6 protein-coding genes are annotated in these 9138 nt (G+C 68.1%); 2 read left to right on the top strand and 4 right to left on the bottom strand.

Annotated elements, in window-relative coordinates:
- Positions 1–2574 (top strand): type I polyketide synthase (locus AC3EVP_RS36485; protein WP_435137988.1); only part of this gene is annotated, 2574 nt, incomplete at its 5' end.
- A 377-nt stretch (positions 2575–2951) separates the two neighbouring features.
- Here the strand turns inward: AC3EVP_RS36485 and AC3EVP_RS36480 are convergent.
- The 4 genes from AC3EVP_RS36480 to AC3EVP_RS36465 all read right to left on the bottom strand — a co-directional run bounded on the left by AC3EVP_RS36480 (position 2952) and on the right by AC3EVP_RS36465 (position 6870).
- Entirely contained in the window at positions 2952–3191 is a 240-nt protein-coding gene (locus AC3EVP_RS36480) for a hypothetical protein (protein ID WP_435137985.1), read from the bottom strand.
- A gap of 135 nt (positions 3192–3326) precedes the next feature.
- The gene (locus AC3EVP_RS36475; RefSeq protein ID WP_435137982.1) at positions 3327–5201 is read right to left on the bottom strand and encodes a flavin-containing monooxygenase; all 1875 of its coding nucleotides are present in this window, start codon (positions 5199–5201) and stop codon (positions 3327–3329) included.
- A gap of 173 nt (positions 5202–5374) precedes the next feature.
- Complete coding sequence (locus AC3EVP_RS36470; protein WP_435137980.1) at positions 5375–6565, bottom strand: cytochrome P450; 1191 nt, start codon at positions 6563–6565, stop codon at positions 5375–5377.
- Positions 6566–6714: 149 nt separating this feature from the next.
- Positions 6715–6870 (bottom strand): hypothetical protein, encoded by a 156-nt coding sequence (locus AC3EVP_RS36465; RefSeq protein WP_435137977.1) that lies wholly within the window; start codon positions 6868–6870, stop codon positions 6715–6717.
- Between the two features lie 691 nt (positions 6871–7561).
- Here AC3EVP_RS36465 and AC3EVP_RS36460 point away from each other — a divergent pair.
- A partial coding sequence (locus tag AC3EVP_RS36460) for a type I polyketide synthase (RefSeq protein ID WP_435137974.1) occupies positions 7562–9138 on the top strand: 1577 nt, incomplete at its 3' end.

The raw sequence follows: 9138 nt of genomic DNA, 5'->3' as shown, positions 1-9138 counted from the left end.
ATGGCTGCTGCGACGGTGTTGGGTTGGGTGCAGGAGTGGCTGGCCGATCCCGAGACGGACAACGCGCGGTTGGTGATCTGGACCCAGGGCGCAGCCACCGGGCAGGACCTGGCCGGTGCCGCGGTCGTGGGCCTGGTGCGCTCGGCGCAGTCCGAGCACCCGGGGCGTGTGCTGCTGGTCGACGTAGACCCGACGGCTGACCTGGACCCTGCCAACGACGGCGACGTGGACACGGTCCTGGCCCTGGCCCTGGATGCCGGCGAACCCGACATCCGCATCCGCCCTGCTACTGCTGACGGCGGGACCGTGGTGGCGTTTGGGCGTCGGCTGGTCCGGGCGGGTGCGTCGGGTGAGCTGGTGTTGCCTGGTGGTTCGGGTTGGCGGGTGGAGGTGGAGGAGCCGGGTGACTTGGGCAGTGCGGCGGTGGTCGATGCTCCTGAGGCGGGGGCGGTGTTGTTGCCGGGGCAGGTCAGGGTGGGTCTGCGGGCGGCGGGCGTGAACTTCCGCGATGTGGTGGCCGGCCTGGGAATGGTTGCCGACGGCCGGGTCATGGGCGGGGAAGGCGCTGGGGTGATCCTGGAGACCGGCCCCGGAGTCATGGACCTGGCGGTGGGTGAGCCGGTGATGGGTTTGGTGCCGGGGTGGGGGCCGGTGGGGGTGGTGGACAGCCGGCTGGTGGCTGCGGTGCCGCGGGGGTGGTCGTTCCAGCAGGCCGCATCCGTGCCGGTGGGGTTCTTGACGGCGTTTTATGCGTTGCGGGATCTGGCCCAGGCCCGCCCGGGTCAGCGGGTGCTGATCCATGCCGGTACCGGCGGGGTCGGCACGGCTGCCGTGCAGTTGGCCCAGGAATGGGGGCTTGAGGTCTTCGCGACCGCGAGTCCGGCGAAGCAGGCGGCGTTGCGAGCGATGGGCGTGGCGGACACCCACATCGCCTCGACGCGGGATCTGGCGTTCTGTGAGCGGTTCCTGGGCGTGACCGGTGGCGCCGGCATGGATGTGGTCGTCAACGCCTTGGCGGGGGAGTTCACGGATGCCTCGTTGCGGTTGTTGCCGCGTGGTGGGCGGTTCGTCGAGATGGGCAAGACCGATATCCGCAACCCCGAGCAGGTCGCCCAGGCATACCCCGGGGTGGTCTACCGAGCGTTCGACCTGATGGATGCCGGTGTGCCGCGGGTCGGGGAGATGCTCGCGGAGCTCGGGGTGATGTTCGAGGCCGGGATATTGAAGCCGCCGCCGGTCACGTGTTTCGACTTGACGCAGGCGGTCGCGGCATTGCGGCATCTGCAGGCCGCCCGGCACATCGGCAAGGTCGTACTGAACGTCCCCGCCGCCTGGGACCCGCACGGCACCGTCCTGGTCACCGGCGGGACCGGAACCCTGGGCGGGGAACTGGCCCGGCACCTGGTCACCGTCCGCGGCGTGCGGCATCTGGTGTTGTTGTCGCGGCGCGGTCCGGCAGCGCCCGGGGTGGCTGGTCTGGTCGCGGAGCTGGCCGAGCTGGGCGCGGACGTCCGGGTGGTGGCCGGAGATGCCGCCGACCGTGACGCCCTCGCCACGGTCCTGGCCAAGATCGCAGTCGACCGGCCGCTGACGGCGGTGGTGCACGCCGCCGGTGTGATCGACGACGCCACGGTGGAGTCGTTGACGCCGCAGCGGATGGCACCGGTGCTGTCGGCGAAGGTCGACGCGGCGTGGAACCTGCACGAGCTGACCGAGGACGCCGGCTTGGCCGGGTTCGTGCTGTACTCCTCAGCCGCAGCGGTCATGGGCAGCGCGGGACAAGGCAGCTACGCGGCCGCCAACGCGTTCCTGGACGCCCTGGCCGTCTATCGCCGGGATCGGCAGCTTGCCGGCCAGTCGCTGGCCTGGGGCCTGTGGGAACAGACCTCGGAGATGACCGAACAGCTGGAGGGCGCGGGCCTGTCCCGTCTGCGCCGCGGCGGCATCGAGCCGATGACGACGGAGCAGGGCCTGGCGCTGTTCGACGCCGCTACCGCGTGGGGCGTGCCGTTGGCGGTCCCGACCCGCCTCGACCTGACAGCACTGTCACGCCCGGGACGACCGATACTCCCGCTACTGCGCGGCCTGGCCACTGCCGTTCCCGCCCGCCCGACCGCAGCCGTGTCCGCAGACGCGGGTGCCGTTGGCTTGGCGGCCCGGTTGGCCGCTCTCTCTCCCGCAGAGCGGGAGCAGGAACTCCTGGAGGTCATCCGGGCTGCCGCCGCCGTTGTCCTGGGCCACATCCGCCCCGGGGACATCGACTCCCAGCGGCCCTTCCGCGAGATGGGCATCGACTCTCTGACCGCGCTGGAGCTCCGCAACCGGCTCGCGAGCGAAACCGGCCTCACCCTCCCCGCCACCCTGGTTTTCGACTACCGGGCACCGGACGAGCTCGCCCGGTTCCTGCTCGGTGAGCTCGGTGAGCTCGGTGACACCTGGGCACCCGCTGACGAGGACATCGCCGAGCAGTTCGCCAGGTTGGAGACGGCCCTCGCCAAGGACAGGGACCTCGATGAAAAGCTGCGCGGGTTCGCCCGCTCCCGTCTGCAGGCACTGCTGAACATGGTGGGCTGACCGGATCGATCGATTCCACCGGATCGATCGATCCGAACGAGAGGAGAGAGCCGGCCCGCGAGAGCGGAGTTGGAGGAGGAGCCGGAGCGGTTGTGCCGCTCGATGAGCTCTACGAGGCCCCTCTCGCGGGAAGAAGGTGGTCGCCCATCCGTCCGGCCGAGCCGTAGCCGCACCTGCCGCGCGGGTGCCCTCACCGCGCTCATGCGTCGACGAATCCCCACAGTGGGCAGTGGGAGTTCGAGGCGCTTATCTCCCCGATCGGGCGACCGTGTCTGCCCTTCGGCCGACGGTTCAAGGTTCTCGCCGCGCTGGTCCGACGCACCGCACCGTCCGGGCGGACGAACGCAGTGTTCGCCCCTTCAACGACATTCACGTCTTTAAACGACGGCGAACTCGCCTGCCCCCGCACCCGCATTGCACAGTTCGCCGCGGCCGACCTGAAGGCACTCGTTCAGCGCGGCGGGCCCACCGCCGGCGTCGAACCAGCGGCGCAGACCCCGCCCGACGGGCCGCTGGCTCCCCTCGTGGTCGAGGTCGACCGGTTGGTTGGCTGGGATGGTGACGTCGGCGTGGGCGGCCGGCGCGGCCGGCTCACGGCCCAGCTCGCCGGGCAGCATGCCATCTGCTGTTCGACGGCCATCCCCCGTGCCCGACACCGTCAGACTCGACGCCCTCTGGCACACCGGCCCCTTCGACCGCGCCCGCCGCGGACGACCTTGGCCACAGCCCCCTTCCGCGCCGCACATCGACCTCTACTCCTCCAGGGAGGTCTTTGCGTAACCTTCCAGGATTTCGTGATTCCGCCATTCCTCAAGAATCTTGGCGTACTTGATGATTCCTCCGCCATAGAAGTTGTTCAATACCGCCTTCGCATCATCCGGATTGCCCTCGTTGTTGACATAGCTGGGAGTGCACTCGCCGATGTTCATCCGGGCCGCCGCGATCCGCCTCGTGCTCCATGATTCGCGCATGGCGATGAGCCATGCCTCCTCAGCTTCAACGGTCGCCTCGACGGAGGCGACCTCGCCTTCCAAGCAGTGGTTCACTATCCATGCGATATGCATGGCTTGCTTTCCGTTCCCGTACAGGTAGTTGGCGCCGAGGCCATTTCCTACCAACGTCATCTGGAAGTAGTTGGGGAGCCCGCTGACCAACATCCCGTGGAGGTTCCGGAATTCATCTCTCCAGCGCTCCTGCAACGTCACGCCGTTCCTGCCGGTGATGGGGAACTGCGCGACCTGGAAAAGTTCGGGATTCGTTGCCGCCAGTCCCGATGCGTAAACGATCAGATCCGCCCCGTACTCGACACCATCGACGACGAGACCGTGTTCGGTGATCTCATCGACACCTGCAGGGCAACTCACCAGGGTCACGTTCGACCTGTTGAAGGTCGGGTAGTAGTCGTCGCTGAAGGTAGGTCGCTTGCACCACGATGCGAAGTACGGCTTGAGCGACTCCGCAACGTTCGGGTCGTCTACCGTGTCGTCGATCCGTGCGCGCAACTTCTCCATGAACGTCATGTTGGCGAGCGCAAGTCGCTGCTTGAGGGTGAGTTCGACGCCGGCCTTGCCGGCCATCTCGGCCACCTCCGCGCCCAAGTTGCGAAGCGTGATCGAAAGTGAGGCGGAGTCGCTGACCACACCGTTGGTGTAAAGCGGCTCGGCGCTGGGGTTTCCTTCGACGTTCGCCATCATGTTCCAGGCGCGGCGCTCCTGCCATCCCGGCTCGAGGCCGGCGGCCCACTCCGGATCGGTCGGGAAGCTCTGGCGCGACGCGACCAGGGCCGGCGTGCGCTGGAAGACGTAGAGATGCTTCGCGTATCTCGCCACAACCGGGATGATCTGGACGGCGCTGGCCCCTGTTCCGATGACGGCAACACGCTTTTCGCGCAGCTTGTACAGGTCCCCGTGGGTGTTACCGCCCGTGACCTGGTAGTCCCAGCGTGCGCTGTGGAAGCTGTCGCCCTTGAAGCGGTTGATCCCTGGGATGCCGGGCAGCTTGCCCGAAGTGAAGGATTCTCCAGCCGCCAGTACCACGAATCGTGCGCGGAGGGTATCGCCTCGATCCGTTTCGATGGTCCACCGCCGACCGTCTTCGTTCCACGTAGCGCTGTTGACACTCGTCTGGAAAAGCGTCTGCGCATGGAGGTTGAAGCGATGGCCGATGCGCTGCGCATGCTGCTGAATCTCTTCAGCGTCCGTGTAGCGCTGACTCGGAATGTAGCCGGTGTCCTCGAGCAGCGGAAGGTAGCAGTACGCCTCGCTGTCACATGCGGCACCGGGGTACTGGTTGTAGAGCCAGGTCCCGCCGTAGTCGTGAGCACGTTCGATGATCCGGAAGTTGTCCACGCCCACCTTGCGCAGCTGTGCGGCAGTCTGCAGACCTGCGAATCCGCCACCGATGATCACGACGTCGACATCGGCGACGACAGGGTCGCGGTCATGGCGGTCCTGATGGAAGGTGTCGTCCAGGTACTTCTGGTACTCCCCCTCCATCTTGATGTATTGCTTGGCGCCTTCGGCGCGGAGACGCTTGTCGCGCTCAAGGTCATAGCGATCCTTGAGCGCCTGAGGGTCGAAGTCGAGTTGCAGTAGCTCTTGCAGACCGGTGAACTCGCTAGCGGCCACTGATATCACTCCTCTCTCGGACGCACTACCGAAGCCGGAGCGACATCGCCCCGGCTGACGATTGCGCACCGAGTACACACAGCTCGGCCGAAGCCTCCGGCTGTCCGACGATTCGTTGGGTGGGACCGATCGCTCCGACGGGACCTGGTGTTGCCACGAAAGGAGGGGCCACTTCAGCGCGACGTGGTCAGCCAGAGGTGCTCAAGACCGCGCAAGGCGGTGTGGGGTTTCCAGTCCGGGCGCTGGGTCATCCGGCACTCCGGGAGGAGGGGCAGCAGGTGGCGGAGGGCGATGGCGGCCTCGGCGCGTCCCAGCGAGGCGCCCAGACAGAAGTGGATCCCGTGGCCGAACGACAGATGCCGGCGGGTGTCGCGGGTGATGTCGAAGACTTCCGGGTCATCGCCCAGTGCCTCGTCGCGATTGGCCGCGCCGACGAGTACGAGGGCACGCGCGCCTGCCGGGACCGTGGTGCCGCCGACCGCCGCGTCCTTCAGCGCGATACGGGCCAGGAGTTGGACCGGAGGGTCGTAGCGGAGGGACTCCTCGATGCACTTGTCGATGAGGTCGGGGGCGGACTGCAGGGCGGCGAGCTGGGCGGGGTGGTTGAGCAGGGCGAGGACACACCCGCCGATGAGGCCGCGGGTGGTCTCGTAGCCGGCGATGAGCAGCAGCCGGCAGGTGATGATGATCTCGTGCTCGGTCAGGGTGCTGTTCTCGTCATGGACGTGAACGAGGGCGGAAACGAGGTCGTCGCCCGGCTCGATGCGCCGCTTGTGCAGCAGCGCCAGCAGGTATTCATGGAAGCCGTCCCGGGCCGCGCGCATCATGGGGCGGACCTCGGACGGTATGAGGAAGCGGAAGTCGGTACTGCGGGACAGTTGCTCGGCCCATGTCGCCAGCTTCGGCCGGTCGGCCTCCGGGATACCGAGCAGCTCACTGACCACCCGGACCGGCAGCGGACGCGCGAGCTGGTCGATGACGTCGAAGCGAGGGCCGAACTCGCCCACCAACTCGCTGGTGGTCGCCTCGATGCGCGGCATAAGTGCCCGGACACTCGCCGGGGTGAAAGCACGGGACACCAGGCGGCGGAGCCTCGTGTGGTCGGGCGGCTCCAGCCGGAACATGTTGCTGGCGTTGTCCTCATCGGTGGCGACGTCATTCGGCACGTGGCTGAAGGCCGGGTCGCTGAGGACCGCTGCGCAGTCCTGGTAACGGCTGAAGACGAACAGGTTCTCGCGCGGCCGGGCGACCGGCCGTTCGGAACGCCATTTCGCATAGGCCGGATAGGGATTTTCGACATGGTCGGGGCTGAAGAGGGCGGCGAGAGCCGGGCGCTCCTCCGGCCGCACGGCGAGCTCAGACATCCGCGTGTCCCCATCGCCTGTGTGGGCTCAAGGTCAGCCGGACGGGCAGGAGGCCATCGATCGGCGTGCTGGCCGGGGGCCGGGTGCGCCGTTGCCTGACACAGGGAGGTGATGTCACGGATGCCTCCGGAATCGGTAGGGGAAGACCTCTACTGGTGGGGCCGCTCGAACGTGACCGGAAGCGGCGGTCGCCGCAAGAGGATGCCGTGGACCTGGTCGACCAGTGCGTCCACGTCCGTCAGCGGCTCCTCCGGGCGGCGGTCCTGTCGCTCGGGGTACTGATGAGCGACAGGGAAGTCGGGCATGCCGCTCCACGTGCTGGCTTCGGCAGAATGACGCGCGATGTATGTGCGCCACCGGCACCCATCGCCAGGCAAGCCAGGCTTGAGCCTACAGGCGGCCCTCCCGGCCACGGCCTGTCGGACAGTTCCTCTGTTCCACTGCGTAGGCACAATCCGCCCACTGCCGGTGTACGGATTCCGGCCGGCACCCAGTCGCGCTGGATGAGCTGACGGTCGGCCGGCCAGGTGAGAGCGGTGACACATGGGAGGCCATTGCCTCCCAATGGGCGCGTGGTGGAACCGTGTTATTTCGGGTGGTGAGGCGCGGTGGCTACCTTCCGGTCATGAGGGACCGTAAGGCGTATGCGTTCAACAGGGCGCACGGTGACCCAGGCCCTGCCCCGGGCCCTCGCCCGTGTCCCGGACCGGTGACAGCTGGAAGTCGTCAGTTGGGGCTCACCGGCCGCAGGGCCCGTTCCCCGCAGTTGTCGGTGAAGTGCACGAGGAAGCGGGTCGTCGGCGAACCGGAGGATGGCATGGGCCTGATCGCGCAGGCGTTCCAAGGGGTCGCGGACGGTGGTGCACCGGGACTGTGGTCAGCGTCTCTGCCGACACCGGTTCGGGAATTCGGGTAGCGCAGTGGCGATGCTGCGAGCGGGAACCGGCTCACTTCTCTCTGAAACGCTGAATTTCTTTTCGCACGGGACGGACGGACATGCCAAGCGCTGAAGGATTTCCTGTGCGGGATGACATGATCGCAGTCATTGGCATGTCGTGCCGCCTGCCCAAGGCACCGGACATCGACGCCTTCTGGCAGCTTCTCCGCAGCGGTGGCGATGCGATCACGCGGGTGCCGGCGGACCGGGAGGAGATCGGTCGGTCGCGGGCGGGCGACGCCCTGCCCGGCATTTCCTTCGGCGGCTATCTGGAGAGCGTCGACCGGTTCGACGCCGAATTCTTCGGCATCTCCCCACGCGAAGCCACCGCCATGGATCCCCAGCAGCGGCTGGTGCTCGAACTGAGCTGGGAGGCGTTCGAGGACGCCGGCATCGTGCCGGGCAACGTCCGCGGTGACCGGATCGGCGTCTTCATCGGGGCGAACCGCGACGACTACGCCGCGCTGCTGCGTGGGCGTGGCACGGACGCGATAACGGCACACAGCAACACCGGCCTGCAGCGCGGCATGATTGCGAACCGGGTCTCCTACGTGCTCGGGCTGAGCGGTCCGAGCTTGACGGTGGACACGGCCCAGTCGTCCTCGCTGGTCGCCGTTCATCTGGCGTGCGAGAGCCTGCGCCGCGGGGAGTGCACCAGCGCGCTGGTCGGCGGGGTCAAGCTCAGCATCAGCCAGGAGACGGCGGCTGAGGAAGCGAAGTTCGGCGGCCTCTCGCCGGACGGGCGCTGCTTCACGTTCGACTCGCGCGCCAACGGTTACGCGCGCGGCGAGGGCGGCGGCGTGCTCGTCCTCAAGCCCCTGTCGAGCGCGTTGGCCGCCGGTGATCCCGTGTACTGCGTGATCCGCGGCAGCGCAGTCAACAGCGACGGCGCAAGCGACGGTCTGACCGTTCCGAGCGGCGCGGCACAGGAAGCGGTCATCAGGCGTGCCCACCAGCTCGCCGGCCTGCAGGCGGCGGACGTGCAGTACGTCGAACTGCACGGCACCGGGACCCGGGTCGGCGACCCGGTCGAGGCGGCGGCGCTCGGCGCCGCGCTGGGCCGGGACCGCGCTGAGCACGGCCCGCTGGTCGTCGGCTCGGTCAAGACGAACATCGGCCACCTCGAGTCAGCGGCGGGAATCGCCGGTTTCCTCAAGGTCGCGTTGGCCATCCGCGAGCGCGAGATCCCGGCCAGTCTGAACTTCCGTGAGCCGAACCCGCAGATTCCGGTCGACGAGCTGAACCTGCGGGTCCAGACCCGGACCACGCCCTGGCCGCAGGCCGACCGGCCGCTCATCGCCGGGGTCAGTTCCTTCGGGATGGGCGGCACCAACTGTCACGTGGTGGTCGGCGAGGCACCCGTCCTCGAACGGTCGGCGGCACCTGAGGCCGGGGTGGAGTCCGCCCCGGAGGTGGGGTCGGAGTCTGCGGGTGCGGTGGTGTGGGTGGTGTCGGCGCGGTCTGATGCGGCGTTGGTGGCGCAGGCGGGTCGGTTGGCTGAGTTCGTTGACGCTCGCCCTGAGGTCTCGGTCGGGGATGTGGCGTTGTCGTTGGCGGTGACGCGGACGACGGGGTTCGCGCACCGGCTGGCGGTGGTGGGCCGGGACCGTGATCAGTTGCTGACGGGGATGTCTGT

The organism is Actinacidiphila sp. bgisy144 (genome assembly GCF_057708105.1).
This window is presented reverse-complemented; position numbering and strand designations above follow the sequence as displayed.

Coding starts and splice junctions, on each gene's coding strand:
- AC3EVP_RS36480 (WP_435137985.1), bottom strand. CDS start 3,191: ATGCTGCCCGGCGAGCTGGGCCGTGAGCCGGCCGCGCCGGCCGCCCAC.
- AC3EVP_RS36470 (WP_435137980.1), bottom strand. CDS start 6,565: ATGTCTGAGCTCGCCGTGCGGCCGGAGGAGCGCCCGGCTCTCGCCGCC.
- AC3EVP_RS36465 (WP_435137977.1), bottom strand. CDS start 6,870: ATGCCCGACTTCCCTGTCGCTCATCAGTACCCCGAGCGACAGGACCGC.